This is a genomic window from Pseudorhodobacter wandonensis (genome assembly GCF_001202035.1).
GTDB classification, from domain to species: domain Bacteria; phylum Pseudomonadota; class Alphaproteobacteria; order Rhodobacterales; family Rhodobacteraceae; genus Pseudorhodobacter; species Pseudorhodobacter wandonensis.
On the sequence record NZ_LGHT01000044.1, the window covers coordinates 154192 to 167012 of the forward strand.

At 60.0% G+C, this 12821-nt stretch carries 11 protein-coding genes; 7 read left to right on the top strand and 4 right to left on the bottom strand.

What is annotated here, in order from left to right; translation table 11 throughout:
• Position 1 precedes the first annotated feature (1 nt).
• Genes AKU79_RS15760 through AKU79_RS15770 form a run of 3 tightly spaced genes read left to right on the top strand, consistent with a single transcriptional unit; the run spans position 2 to position 5218 of the window.
• Entirely contained in the window at positions 2-1930 is a 1929-nt protein-coding gene (locus tag AKU79_RS15760; protein WP_050524526.1) for an ABC transporter permease, read from the top strand.
• Complete coding sequence (locus AKU79_RS15765; protein WP_050524527.1) at positions 1920-2798, top strand: choline kinase family protein; 879 nt, start codon at positions 1920-1922, stop codon at positions 2796-2798. The genes AKU79_RS15760 and AKU79_RS15765 overlap by 11 nt, the downstream gene beginning before the upstream one ends.
• Complete coding sequence (locus AKU79_RS15770) at positions 2795-5218, top strand: GcvT family protein (protein ID WP_050524528.1); 2424 nt, start codon at positions 2795-2797, stop codon at positions 5216-5218. The genes AKU79_RS15765 and AKU79_RS15770 overlap by 4 nt, the downstream gene beginning before the upstream one ends.
• Here the strand turns inward: AKU79_RS15770 and AKU79_RS15775 are convergent.
• Complete coding sequence (locus AKU79_RS15775) at positions 5201-5836, bottom strand: class I SAM-dependent DNA methyltransferase (protein ID WP_050524529.1); 636 nt, start codon at positions 5834-5836, stop codon at positions 5201-5203. The genes AKU79_RS15770 and AKU79_RS15775 overlap by 18 nt on opposite strands.
• Before the next feature lie 84 nt (positions 5837-5920).
• Here AKU79_RS15775 and AKU79_RS15780 point away from each other — a divergent pair, with 84 nt between their 5' ends.
• Positions 5921-6817 (top strand): phosphotransferase family protein, encoded by an 897-nt coding sequence (locus AKU79_RS15780; protein WP_050524530.1) that lies wholly within the window; start codon positions 5921-5923, stop codon positions 6815-6817.
• Between the two features lie 22 nt (positions 6818-6839).
• Complete coding sequence (locus AKU79_RS15785) at positions 6840-7757, top strand: dihydrodipicolinate synthase family protein (protein WP_231580208.1); 918 nt, start codon at positions 6840-6842, stop codon at positions 7755-7757.
• Between the two features lie 149 nt (positions 7758-7906).
• Here AKU79_RS15785 and gndA read toward each other — a convergent pair whose 3' ends face one another.
• On the bottom strand, positions 7907-9319 hold the full coding sequence (gene gndA / locus AKU79_RS15790; protein WP_050524532.1) for an NADP-dependent phosphogluconate dehydrogenase: 1413 nt from the start codon (positions 9317-9319) through the stop codon (positions 7907-7909).
• A gap of 122 nt (positions 9320-9441) precedes the next feature.
• Between gndA and AKU79_RS15795 the strand changes: the two genes are divergently transcribed.
• The gene (locus tag AKU79_RS15795; RefSeq protein ID WP_050524533.1) at positions 9442-9861 is read left to right on the top strand and encodes a GlcG/HbpS family heme-binding protein; all 420 of its coding nucleotides are present in this window, start codon (positions 9442-9444) and stop codon (positions 9859-9861) included.
• 194 nt (positions 9862-10055) lie between these two features.
• A complete protein-coding gene (locus AKU79_RS15800; protein ID WP_050524534.1) occupies positions 10056-10556 on the top strand; it encodes a gluconokinase in 501 nt (166 codons plus the stop codon).
• Positions 10557-10626: 70 nt separating this feature from the next.
• On the opposite strand, the gene lpxK is transcribed toward AKU79_RS15800, so the two are convergent.
• Together lpxK and AKU79_RS15810 are read right to left on the bottom strand one after the other, a co-directional pair.
• Positions 10627-11619: a tetraacyldisaccharide 4'-kinase gene (gene lpxK, locus AKU79_RS15805; RefSeq protein WP_050524851.1), complete on the bottom strand. Its 993-nt coding sequence runs from the start codon at positions 11617-11619 to the stop codon at positions 10627-10629.
• A complete protein-coding gene (locus AKU79_RS15810) occupies positions 11619-12818 on the bottom strand; it encodes a 3-deoxy-D-manno-octulosonic acid transferase (protein ID WP_050524535.1) in 1200 nt (399 codons plus the stop codon). The genes lpxK and AKU79_RS15810 overlap by 1 nt, the downstream gene beginning before the upstream one ends.
• Positions 12819-12821: the final 3 nt, after the last annotated feature.

Here is a 12821-nt window from a genome sequence, read left to right on the forward strand (position 1 = left end):
GATGCGGGCAGCGGTTTGGGCGGCTGTTCTTGGCGGGTTCTGGGCGTTTGCCGCGCTGGCGCAACCCTATATGCCCTGGGCGTTCGACTGGCCCAAGGCATTGGTGATGCCTGCTGCAAAATGGATTTCGGCCTTTACCAAATGGCTGTTGAATGACGCAAGCTTTGGTCTGTTTACCTTTCAGGAATTAACGCGCTGGATTTCGGCAGTGGTCGATGTTCCCTACCGCTTTGCGATGAACCTGTTGTCGGCGGGCACGGCCGAGGTTCCGCCGTTGTCGTGGCTGGCGGTTGTGATCTTGGTGGCACTGATCGGGCATCGCTTCGGCGGTATGCGGCTGGCGTTGCTTGCGGGCGCCTGCTTTTTGTTCGTGGCAGTGTTCGGACAATGGACGAGTGCGATGATTACGCTTGCTTCGATACTGATCGCGGTGCCGATTGGTGTGGTTGGCGGGGTGGCATTGGGCCTCGCGGCCTATCGTTGGCCATGGTTTGCGCGGACCATCACACCGGTGCTGGATTTAATGCAAACCATCCCCGTTTTCGCCTATTTAGTGCCTATTCTAATCCTGTTCGGCTTTGGCCCTGTGGCCGCCGTGATCGCCACGGTCATCTATGCCATGCCGCCGATGACGCGGATCACGCAGCTTTCGCTGCAGCGCGTGCCGCAGGATCTGCGCGATCTTGGCCAGATGGTCGGATGCTCGCGCCGGCAATTGACGTGGCGCGTGATGATGCCTTCGGCCAAAGCGGGGCTGATGGTGGGGGTGAATCAGGTGATCATGTTGTCGCTGAACATGGTGATTATTGCCTCGATGATCGGGGCAGGGGGCCTTGGGTTTGACGTGCTGGCGGCCTTGCGACGGCTTGATTTCGGCGCCGGGCTCGAGGCCGGTTTCGCCATTGTTGCCCTTGCGATTGCGTTGGACCGTATTTCGCAGGCGATGGCACAGGAACGGCCTGTTTCGATTGTTGCGCGCAATGCCTATGTTTTGGCTGCGTTTGTGACGATCGGGCTGGCAGGACTGTCAGCCGCGATTATGCCACAGCTGCAAACCTATCCCGAGGCTTGGCAACTTTCGACCGGTGCCTTTTGGAGCCGCGTGGTTGAATGGATTAACGTTAACTATTTTGACACTCTCGAGGCGGTGAAAAATGCGCTGTTGCTGAACGTGCTGATCCCGTTCAAGCGGTTCCTGATCGGTCTGCCGTGGGCTGGGGTCGCAGCGCTGCTGGGTTTGCTCGGTTGGCGGTTACAGGGTATGCGTTTGGCCATGTTAGTCATGGTATTGGTGGTGCTGATCGCATCAACCGGCCTTTGGGATAAGGCGATGACAACCGTCTATCTGTGTGGGCTATCGGTAGCCGTTGCGATGCTGATCGGGCTGCCGATTGGTGTCTTGGCGGCCGAGCGCGACAGCCTGTGGCGTTGGGTACGGCTGGCGATTGATACGCTGCAAACCCTGCCGTCCTTTGTCTATCTGATGCCCGCTGTGATGCTGTTTCGCGTGGGCGATTTTACGGCGATGCTTGCTGTGGTGGCCTATGCGATTGCGCCTGCTATCCGCTATACGGCGCTTGGCCTGCAAGGGGTGGACCCGCGCCTGATAGAGGCGGGGCGGGCAATGGGCTGCACGAACTTGCAGATTTTGACCCGGATAAAGCTGCGGCTGGCGCTGCCCGAGATCATGCTGGGGTTAAACCAAACCATCATGTTTGCCTTGTCGATGCTTGTCATCACCGCGTTGGTTGGTACCCGTGACTTGGGGCAAGAGGTGTATATCGCGTTGACCAAGGCCGATTCCGGGCGCGGATTGGTGGCCGGTTTGGCCGTGGCTTTCATCGCTATTATTGCTGATCGCTTGATCGGGGCGGCAGCTGCGCGCGCGCGGGCAGGGTTAGGTTTGGGGGGCGGCGGCGATGGCACTTGACCGGATTCTGGCGCTGCCGTGCTGGCAGGGGGATGTGACCGCCGAGCCGCTTGCGGGTGGCTTGTCGAATGAAATTTGGAAAGTGACTGATGCGGTGGGGCCGCATGTTCTGCGTTTTGGAGTTGACTACCCGTTCCACCACGTCAACCGTGCGCGCGAGGCGATGGTTTCACGCGCTGCCCATGCCTGCAGTTTCGCGCCTGCCGTGGAATATACCACGCCGGGGGTGATGGTGACCGAATTTGTGCAGGCGCGAACTTGGGATGCCAAGGACGTAGCGCAAAACCCAGCGCGTATTGCGATTTTTTTGCGAAGCTTCCACCAGAAAATGCCATTGGTTGTTTCGGGCGAGGCATCGCTGTTTTGGGTGTTTCATGTGATCCGCGATTATGCGCGCACCTTGAACGGGTCGGTTTACAGCCGCTTCCTGCCAGAATTTACCGCGCTTTCTGCTGTATTAGAGACTGTTCAAGTACCTCTGCCGATCATCTTTTCGCATAATGACTTGTTGCCTGCGAATATACTGGATGATGGCGCGCGGCTTTGGTTGATCGACTATGAATATGCGGGCTTCTCGACTCCGCTGTTTGACTTGGCGAATGCAGCCTCGAACGCTGGTATGACGCAAAAACAGGCTCTGACATTGCTAAATACCTATTTTGAAACGCCTGCCGAACCACCACTTTTGCGGGCGTTTGAGGCGATGAAAGTTGCCGCGCTGTTGCGTGAAACCATGTGGGCGATGGTCTCGGACCTGCATCTGTCCGCGCCGGGTGTCGATTACGCGGCCTATCTCAGTGAAAACCAATCTAGGCTTGTGGCGCAAATTGACGCCTATCAGGCCCTTTACGGAAAGCTATTGCCATGACCGTGCCCTCTCATGCCCAAGTTGTTGTTATTGGTGGCGGTATTATCGGCTGTTCGACGGCCTATCATCTGGCCAAAGATCACGGCGCCGATGTGGTGCTGCTGGAGCAGGGCAAGCTGACATCGGGCTCTACATGGCATGCGGCGGGCTTGGTTGGGCAGCTGCGGTCCTCGGCCTCGATCACCAAGGTTTTGAAATATTCGGTAGATTTGTACAAACGGCTGAAGGACGAGACGGGTCTGGAAACCGGTTGGAAAATGACCGGTTGTTTGCGGCTTGCCACGAACCAGGATCGCTGGACAGAATATAAACGGCTGGCGACCACAGCGGGCAGTTTTGGCATGGAAATGCACCTGATCTCGGCCGATGAGGTAAAGCGGATGTGGCCCTTGATGGAGGTTTCCGATCTGGTTGGCGCCAGTTGGCTGCCGACAGATGGGCAGGCGAGCCCGTCCGATATCACCCAATCTCTGGCCAAAGGCGCGCGCATGCACGGGGCCAAGATCTTTGAGGGTGTGCAGGTAACCGGCTTTGCCATGGAGGGCGCGCGGATCACAGGCGTTCACACCAATAAAGGCACTATTCTTGCGGAAAAGGTGATAAATTGCGCCGGTCAATGGGCGCGGCAAGTTGGCGCGATGGCAGGTATTAATGTGCCGTTGCAGCCTGTGAAGCACCAATACATTATCACCGACCCGATTGCGGGCCTGTCGCTCGATGCCCCCACGCTGCGCGACCCGGACCGGCGCACCTATTTCAAGGAAGAGGTCGGCGGCCTTGTGATGGGCGGGTATGAGCCGAACCCTCAGCCATGGGTTACTGGCGATGTGCCGAATGATTGGGAATTTGGCCTGTTTGGTGATGATTTCGACCATTTTGAACAGCATATGGAGCAGGCGATGTTGCGTGTTCCGGCGCTGGCAACGGCAGGCCTAAAGCAGATGATCAACGGATCTGAAAGCTTTACCCCAGATGGCAATTTCATTCTTGGCCGCGCGATGGAGTGTGAAAACATGTATGTCGGCGCGGGGTTCAATGCCTTTGGTATTGCTTCGGGCGGTGGTGCCGGTTGGGTGCTGGCCGAATGGGCAATGACGGGCGAGGCGCCGCTGGACCTGTGGGCCGTCGATATTCTGCGGTTTTCTGATATGCACCGCGACCGGCAATGGGTTTGCGACCGCACGCTAGAGGCTTATGGCAAGCACTACACCATCGGTTTTCCGCATGAGGAATACACCAGTGGCCGCCCGCGGATTGTGTCGCCTTTATATGACCGACTAAAGGCCAAAAGGGCGGTGTTTGGCTCTAAACTCGGGTGGGAAAGGCCGAATTGGTTTGCACCCCAGGGTGTGGAGCCGCGCGATATTTATAGCATGGGGCGGCAAAACTGGTTTGAGGCGGTCGGGGCCGAGCACGCCCATGTGCGCACCCACGCGGGCCTTTTCGACCAAAGCTCTTTCGCGAAATATGAGCTGTCAGGCCCAGCCGCCGCCGACGCCTTGGCGCATATTTGTGCCGGGCATGTGGGTCGGCCAGTTGGGCGCGTGACATATACCCAGCTGCTAAATACGCGCGGCGGGATAGAGGCGGATCTGACGGTGGCGCGACTGGCCGAGGATCGGTTTTATATCGTCACCGGCACAGGGTTTCGTACACATGATTATGCGTGGATCGCAAGCCACTTGCCCGCCGCAGGCTGCACCCTGACCGATGTGACCGAGGCCTATGGAACGCTGTCCCTTATGGGGCCAAATGCGCGGGATGTTCTGGCCGCAGTGACCCAACAAAATGTCTCTAACATGGCGTTTCCTTTTGGAACGGTGCAAGACATTGCAATCGCGGGCGCACAGGTCAGGGCCTTGCGGCTTACCTATGTCGGTGAATTGGGCTGGGAATTGCATGTGCCGATCTCTGCGATTGGCGAAGTTTATGATGAGCTGATGGCGGCAGGGCACGGCTTGCGCCCTGTCGGCTATCGCTGCCTTGAAAGCCTGCGGTTAGAAAAGGGCTATCGTGCGTGGTCGTCGGATATCACGCCGAATGATACGCCGCATGAGGCAGGTTTGGGCTGGGCCGTGCGCAAGGAAAACGCAGGGTTTATTGGTGCGCAGGCCTTGGCAAATGCGGGGCCGCTGACCAAACGCTTTGCCGGTTTCACGCTTGATGACGCTTCGGCAGTTTTGGTTGGGCGTGAAACCATTTTGCGCGATGGTGTCGCCGTGGGATATCTGACCTCGGGCGGGTATGGCTATTCGATCGGCAAGTCGATTGGCTATGGCTATGTGCGCAATTCCAGCGGTGTTAGTGACGATTTTCTTGCGTCCGGCAGTTATGCGTTGGTCGTTGCCTCGCAAAGCTATCCTGCCGAAATCATCCTTGAGGCCCCGTTTGACCCTAGCAATTCACGGGTTAAGGCGTAGAACAATCGCACGGCTGGGTGAGGTTGCAGCCTCGCCCGGCATGGAAATATAGGGCGCGGTTTCTTCAATCAGGGTCAGCAGGCCTGCGCGCGTCAGGCGGTCAATCTCAGCGGCAAAACCGCCTTCCCAGACTGTGCCTTTTACGGTTGCTACGATAATCCCGCCGGTTTGGGTTATGCGGACCAGTTCGGCCAAGGCTTCGGCACCGACATGACCGGTGGTAAAGACGCCAGTACAAAGAATTGCGGCATATTGCCTGTCGGCAAAGGGCAATGCGCCGCCAAGCGCGACATTGTGCAGTTGGGAATACACGCCCTTGCGCGCCGCGACAGCCAGCATTCCGGATGAAATATCAAGCGCTTCTACTACCGGATAGCCGACAATCCCCATCCATTCGCCAACCATTCCGGTGCCTGCGCCTGCGTCCAATATGGGGCCGGCACCGCGCGGCAAATGGCGGGTAAGCAGGGCCAATGCGACCGAGGGGTGCCGATACCCCGCCTTGCGCATTTCATCCTCATAGGTTTCGGCCCATTTATCATAGGCGGCGGCCACCTCATTTGGCGCAGTTGCGGCGTAAACGGCGCCAAGATGGCCGCCATGCGTGGAATCTGCCATTTTGGCCCCCTGTCTGCTGCATAAATCATAGCCATAGCCTGCGGTTTGTGAAAGCCTAATGATAGAACGGCAAGGAGGTTGGCGATGGATGAGACTGCAGAGGTTCGCGCAATAACCGGCTCTATTCCTGCACTTTCAGGCTATACTGGCCCGATACAGCGTTTGGGCGGGTTGACCAACCGCGTGTACCGTTTGGCCGATTTATGCCTGCGTCTGCCGGGTACAGGGACTGAAAGTTATATCGACCGCGCGAATGAGGCGGTGGCCGCAGTTGAGGCAGAGAGGGCAGGTATTGCCCCCGCGGTCGTCTTTGCCGATGCGGCCAGCGGGGTGATGGTGACGCGGTTTATCGCGGGTGCAGTGACAATGACGCCACAAGGTTTTGCCAGCCGTAGCGGTGCTGTGGCACGGGCGGGCGTAAGCTTGGCGCGGCTGCACCGCTCGGGCGCTGTGTTTCCGCTTCGGTTTGAGCTGTTTGCGATGATTGACGAATACCTTGGGTTATTGGCGACCAAGAACATCGCCTTACCCGAAGGCTATCACGCCGTTGTGGCCGAGGCCGAAGGTGTGCGGACCGCCTTGGCGCGCCGGCCAATGCCGCTTGCGCCTTGCCATTGCGACCCTTTGTGTGAGAATTTTCTCGATACGGGCGCAAAGATGTGGATTGTCGATTGGGAGTATTCGGGCATGAATGACCCGATGTGGGATCTTGGCGATTTGTCGGTTGAGGGCGGTTTTACCGAGGCGCAGGATGCCGAGCTGTTGCAGGCCTATTTTGGCGCAGCCCCCAGCGCGGCCGATCATGGCCGGATGGTGATTTACAAGGCGATGTGCGATCTGTTGTGGACATTATGGGGTCTGATTCAGCTGGCCGAGGGCAACCCGGCCGAGGATTTCCGCGCCTATGCCGAGGGGCGTTTTGCCCGCTGCAAGGCGTTAATGGCGCGGCCAGAGTTTGCGCGGCATTTGGCGGCGATCTAGGCAGGAATAAAGGGGAATGCGGATGTTGGATGAGGGCGCAAGTGGCGTTTATGTGATCGCGGTGACACCGTTTTTGCCAGATGGCGCGGTGGATATGGCAAGCACCGACCGGATGGTGGATTTCTATCTGAATGCTGGGGCGACGGGCCTGACGGTTCTGGGGATCATGGGTGAGGCGCCCAAGTTGACCGAGGCGGAAAGCACGGCCTTCGTGCGGCGGATTATTGCACGGGTTGGGGGGCGTGTTCCGGTGATTGTGGGCGTCTCGGCGCCCGGATTTGCCCAGATGGCGGGGCTGACGAAATCGGTGATGGAGTGCGGGGCGGCAGGGGTGATGATCGCGCCGCCGGGGCATCTGCGGACCGATGACCAGATCGTCGGTTATTATCATCAGGCTGTGGAATTTATCCGGGATGCCCCCTTTGTGGTGCAGGATTTTCCTCTGGTCACGGGGGTTCAGATGTCGGTGCTGGTCATCGCGCGGATTGTGCGGGATTTGCCGACCTGTGTTTGCCTGAAACATGAGGACTGGCCGGGGTTGGAAAAGATCGGCACCTTGCGGAAAGAAGGCGTTTTGAACCGACGAATTTCTATTCTTTGTGGCAATGGCGGCGTTTTCCTGCCCGAAGAAATGGCCCGCGGGGCGGATGGGGCGATGACTGGGTTTGCCTATCCCGAGATGATGGTTTCGGTGGTGAAAAACCATCTGAATGGCACGCCGGATCGGGGGCGGGATTTGTTTGATGCCTACCTTCCGCTGGCAAGATTTGAGCAGCAGCCGGGCCTTGGGCTGGCCATTCGCAAGCATGTTTTGATGAAAAGAGGCGTGATTTCCCATGCCACGCAACGGCGGCCCGGGGCGGCGCTTTCGGCTGCGGGGGTGGCCGAGGTAGAGCTGTTGATGGCGCGGCTGGAACGGCGGCTGGCCGAGTTGGGATAGTAGTGTGACCGCGCGCGGACAGATCGGTAAGCTGTTGATAATAGATGAAATGTCGAAAAAATTTACCAAATATTAACCGATGACGTGCAGTGCGGAAACCGGTGCGGGTGGTGCGCAGAAGCGCACCACTACGTTAGCACAGCGCCGCCTTAGCCTTGCATTGCCCATGGGCCGTGGTGGCCCGACCCGCCGTCGGTACGTTCAAACCCGTGCGCGCCGAAAAAGTCGCGTTGTGCCTGAATCATATTGGCAGTAGAGCGGCCCGTCCGCATGATATCAAACCACGCAAGGCCAGCGGCCAAGGCGGGTACGGGCAGACCGTTCAGCGCGGCATGGGCCACCACTTTGCGCAAGGCGTTATGCGATTTTTCCAGATGCGCGGCAAAGAACGGGGCCAGCATCAGGTTGCGGCTTGGGTCTTCGGCCAGTGCGGTTGCCATATCGTTCAGCATGGATGACCGGATGATACAGCCCTCACGCCAGACCTTGGCGATTTCGGGCAGGGGCAGGGACCAGCCGAATTCGGCCGAGGCGGCCGAGATAAGCGCAAAACCTTGGGCATAGCAGAGGATTTTGCCTGCGATCATCGCCTGTTCCAATTCTGCGACGGTCAGCGTGCCACGCGGCAGCGCCTGCGGGGCGGGGCCAAACAGCGCCTCGCCTTTGCAGCGTTCGTCAAGCCGGGCCGAGGTGTTGCGGGCCATCACGGCAGCCTCGATCACCGGAATTGGCGCCGACAGGTGCTGCGCCTCGATCACCGTCCAGCGGCCTGTGCCTTTTTGGCCGGCGCGATCAAGGATGACATCGACGATAGGCTCGTTGGTCTTGTCGTCTATAACGGCGGTGACGGCTGCCGAAATCTCGATCAGATAGGATTGTAGCGGCCCTTTGTTCCAACCGGCCAACACGTCAGAAATATCAGGGGCATGAAAGCCCATGCCATCGCGCAACATGCCGTAAACCTCGGCAATCATTTGCATATCGGCGTATTCGATACCGTTGTGAACGGCTTTGACGAAATGGCCGGCGCCTGCCTCGCCCATCAGGGTGGCGCAGGGGGTGCCTTGGTATTTCGCGGAAATCGCCTCGAGGATATGCGAAACGCGGATCCAATCTGCAGTTTTGCCGCCACCCATGATCGAGGGGCCATGACGCGCGCCTTCTTCGCCACCCGACACGCCGATACCTAGGAAGCGCGGACCGCCCTTGGCGGCATTTTCGGCGCGGCGGTTGGTATCGCGGAAATTGGCATTGCCTGCGTCGATAATCATATCGCCATCGTCAAGCAGGGGCGTCAGGGCGGCGATCTGGTCATCAACCGCTTGGCCTGCCGGCACCATCAGGATAATCGCGCGCGGCGTTTTCAGTGCGGCAACCAGATCGGCCAGCGTATCGGTTGGCGTGATTTTCGGTGCAAGGTCGCCTGCGGTTTGCGCGAATTTATGCGTTACCTCGGTGGTGCGGTTCCAAACCGCGATGGGAAAGCCCTTTTCCGCGATATTCAGGGCCAGCATTGCACCCATGGTGCCAAGCCCGATAAGGCCGATGTCTGATTGGGTCATGGGAAGCCTCGTCTTAATTGGTGAAAATGGGCGTTGCAGTTTTGTGCCCTGGCTGATTTGCTAGCGGTAACGGTGGGTTTGGCTGCGGTCAAGCCAAGGGTTTTCTGGAAAAGGGTCTAGTGATGGGTTTTACCGAAGAGGCGCGGGTGCTGAATGATGCCGCGATTTTGACGATGCTGGATGCGGGCTGTGCCATGGCGCAAGAGATGGGGCAACCGCAGTGTTTGGTAATTGTAGATGCCTCGGGGGTCGATCTGGGGGTAATGCGGATGCATGGCGCCAAGTTTTTGGCGATGCGGTCGGCACGGGCCAAGGCGCAGACAGCCGCCAGCACGCGCGCGCCCAGCACAAACCTGCCCGAGGGAGTTCGGGTGGCAGTGGCGCTGGCGACGGATGGCGCGTTGACGGGCCTTGCCGGCGGTTTGCCTATCCGGATGGAGGGCGTGCTGGTGGGGGGTATCGGTGTCGGCTCTGGCAGTGGTGCGCAAGATATCGAGGTGGCCGAGGCGATGCTGGCCGCAATTGGCGCAGATAAGGTGTAGCGGATGGCGTTGTGCAGCCTTGCGCTGGCCAAGGCTGCGGCGGCTTTGGCAGCTGATCCTGATTTCAGCGGGTGGCTGGAAAAGTGCAGGCCTGCGGGTCGTTTGCGGCGGGTAGGCGCCTGTGGGTTTGGGGCAGTTTCCAGTTTTGCAAATCGGCATAATCCGTATGTCGATGGTGGGAGAGCAGCGTCGACATGAGCACGGGTTCAACAAGCCGCTATGTTTTGATGGGCGTTTCTGGCTGCGGTAAATCCTCGGTCGGGGCCGCTTTGGCGCCTGCGCTTGGGGCAGAGTATCTGGATGGCGACGATCTGCACCCGCCTGCCAACATTGCCAAGATGGCCCGCGGTGTGCCTTTGACAGATGATGACCGCTGGCCGTGGCTTGATCTGGTCGGTGCCGAACTGGCCACGCCAGACCGGATTCTGGGCTGTTCGGCGCTGCGACGGGTCTATCGTAAGCGGATCGTGGCGGCGGCGGGCGCGCCGGTGTGCTTTATCCATCTTGCGGGCAGCCGCGAACTGATTGGCGGGCGAATGGCGGCACGTGCAGGGCATTTTATGCCAACGGCTTTGCTGGATAGCCAATTCGCCACGTTAGAGCCGCCGATGGCGGATGAATTGGCGATTTCGGTCAGTATCGACCAACCGCTGCAGGCGATTGTCGCGGATATTCTGGCGCAGGTTCGCGGCTAGAAAAACCAGTGTAAACCCTGAACCGCCCGCTGATTTCATCTTGGCAAAAATACCTGAATCCGACCCTGTGTCACAGGCCCAGACGGTCGAAAACCTGATCCAGAACTTGCCAATCCGTCAGCCGCAACCGCACCGGCAGCGTCAGCACTTTGGGCCGAAATGCGGCGGGCAAACGAACGGCGTCTTTCTCGGTGGTGACAAGTTGCGCGCCAAGGTTTGCTGCCTCATGCGCCAGCCTGCGCAACAGTGCATCGGACAGGGGTTGATGGTCGCTTAGCGCCTCGGTGCGGATCACATCGGCGCCGGTCGCGCGCAGGGTGGCAAAGAATTTCTCGGGGTGGCCGATGCCGGCAAAGGCCAGTACCTTTTCGCCTTGCCAATCCATGCCCATTTGCAGCAGCTCTAGCGCGCCGGTCACATGCGGCAGGTGCAGTGCATCACCCCAAAGGTTGGAAAACTGGTCTTGTGCGGCCTTGTCACCGATAGACAAAACCATATCGGCACGGCCAAGGCCCACTGGCACAGGTTCGCGCAAAGGGCCGGCAGGCAGGCAGCGCCCGTTGCCAAAGCCGCGATAGGCATCGACGACAACGATTGACACATCCTTAACCACCGAAGGGTTCTGGAACCCGTCATCCAGCAGCACCACCTGCGCACCCGCCGCCTGCGCGGCTTGCACGCCTTGGGCGCGGTCGCGCGCGATCCATGTGGGCGCGAATGCCGATAGCAGCAGCGGCTCGTCGCCGGTATCGGCGGCGCTGTGGTGGCGTTCATTCACCTGCAAAGGGCCGCTCAGCCGCCCGCCGTGCCCGCGTGAGACGACATGGACGGCCACGCCCCGCGCCAGCAGGCGTTCGATCAAGGCGATTGTGGTGGGGGTTTTGCCTGTGCCGCCAGCGTTCAGGTTGCCGATGCAAATCACGGGAATTGCGGCCTTGAAGGCACCCGCCTTGCGCAAACGATGCGCTGTCGCAGCGGCATAGGCCCAGCCCAGCGGGGCCAGCAGGCGGGCGCGCAGGCCGGGGGCATTGGGCGGGCGGTGCCAAAAGGAGGGGGCCTGCATCATTTCGACGCGTCCAGCAATTTGCACAAGGCGGTCACGGTTTTCGCCGTTGCCTCGGCGCCATCTGATTCAACGACCCAGGCGGCCTGGGCCAGGCTGGCCGAGCGGTCGGGGGACAATAGCTCACCTACGGTTGCGGCCAGATTGCGCGTATCCGTCACAAGGCTGGTGGCCGAAGCCGAAGCCAGCCGCCCGAGCGCGGCGCCATATTGGCCGCCACGTGGCCCGTGGATGATGGCCGAGCCAAGCGCCGCGGCCTCCATCGGGTCGCGCGAGATTCCCGCAGCCCCCATGCCGCCGCCGATATAGGTTATCGGGGCGAGCCGGTACCAAAGCCCGTATTCGCCATCGGGATCGACAATCAGCACCTGCACATCGGGGGTCGGCTCTTGCTCTTGGCTGCGAGAGGCGGTGATCCAGCCTTCGTTTGCCTCGATGCGGGCGGCAAGGGCGGGGATGCGCGACGCATCTTGTGGTGAAAGGATCAACAGCAAGCGGTGCGCCAGTTTCATCGCCGAGCCGTGGGCGGCGATGACCATATCTTCTTCATTCTCGGGCAGGGCGGCGGCGAACCAGACGGGGCGTGTGGCAAGCTGTGCCGCCAGCGCTGTGCGCTCGGCCTCGTTGCAGCGCAGCAGGGCGCTGGGGTATTCCATTCGGCCGGTAATCTCGACGATTTTCGGGTCTGCACCGGCGCGGCGCAACGCAGTGGCGGCGGTATGATCAATGGCCAAAACGGCACTAAAGCTGCCCAAAAGCCCGCGCATCAGGCCCGGCCACCAGCCTTCGCGTCCGCGCATAAGGGCGGGGCGGCGGGCATCAACCAGTGCCACAGGGATACGCCGTTCATGTGCCTCATGCAGCAATGCGGGGCGCAGCTCGCCTTCGGCAAAGGCCATCAGATCGGGTTTCCAATGGTCCAGTACGGCGCGGGCATCGGCGGGGGTATCTTCGGGCGGGGGTTGCCAGATGACACCGGGGTGCCGGGTTTTGGGCTCGGTCGGGCTGGTCAGCAGGATGTTCAGACCGTGGTCTTCTTCCAGCCTGGCCGCAAGGCCGGTGATTTGCGCCAGACTGTCAGGGCCAGGGGCGTGCAGCCACACCAAAAGCCCCGTCGGCCGCGCGGGACGATCGGCCTTGCTGGCGACAGCTGCACGATTGGCAAGGTTATAAAGGGTCAGCCCAAGCGAATAGGCCATTTC

Excerpts from the sequence above, each read along its gene's own strand:
- AKU79_RS15760 (WP_050524526.1), top strand. The coding sequence starts at position 2 with ATGCGGGCAGCGGTTTGGGCGGCTGTTCTTGGCGGGTTCTGGGCGTTT.
- AKU79_RS15775 (WP_050524529.1), bottom strand. The coding sequence starts at position 5,836 with ATGGCAGATTCCACGCATGGCGGCCATCTTGGCGCCGTTTACGCCGCA.
- AKU79_RS15795 (WP_050524533.1), top strand. The coding sequence starts at position 9,442 with ATGGGTTTTACCGAAGAGGCGCGGGTGCTGAATGATGCCGCGATTTTG.
- AKU79_RS15770 (WP_050524528.1), top strand. The coding sequence starts at position 2,795 with ATGACCGTGCCCTCTCATGCCCAAGTTGTTGTTATTGGTGGCGGTATT.
- AKU79_RS15810 (WP_050524535.1), bottom strand. The coding sequence starts at position 12,818 with ATGGCCTATTCGCTTGGGCTGACCCTTTATAACCTTGCCAATCGTGCA.
- AKU79_RS15800 (WP_050524534.1), top strand. The coding sequence starts at position 10,056 with ATGAGCACGGGTTCAACAAGCCGCTATGTTTTGATGGGCGTTTCTGGC.
- AKU79_RS15780 (WP_050524530.1), top strand. The coding sequence starts at position 5,921 with ATGGATGAGACTGCAGAGGTTCGCGCAATAACCGGCTCTATTCCTGCA.
- lpxK (WP_050524851.1), bottom strand. The coding sequence starts at position 11,619 with ATGCAGGCCCCCTCCTTTTGGCACCGCCCGCCCAATGCCCCCGGCCTG.
- gndA (WP_050524532.1), bottom strand. The coding sequence starts at position 9,319 with ATGACCCAATCAGACATCGGCCTTATCGGGCTTGGCACCATGGGTGCA.
- AKU79_RS15765 (WP_050524527.1), top strand. The coding sequence starts at position 1,920 with ATGGCACTTGACCGGATTCTGGCGCTGCCGTGCTGGCAGGGGGATGTG.
- AKU79_RS15785 (WP_231580208.1), top strand. The coding sequence starts at position 6,840 with ATGTTGGATGAGGGCGCAAGTGGCGTTTATGTGATCGCGGTGACACCG.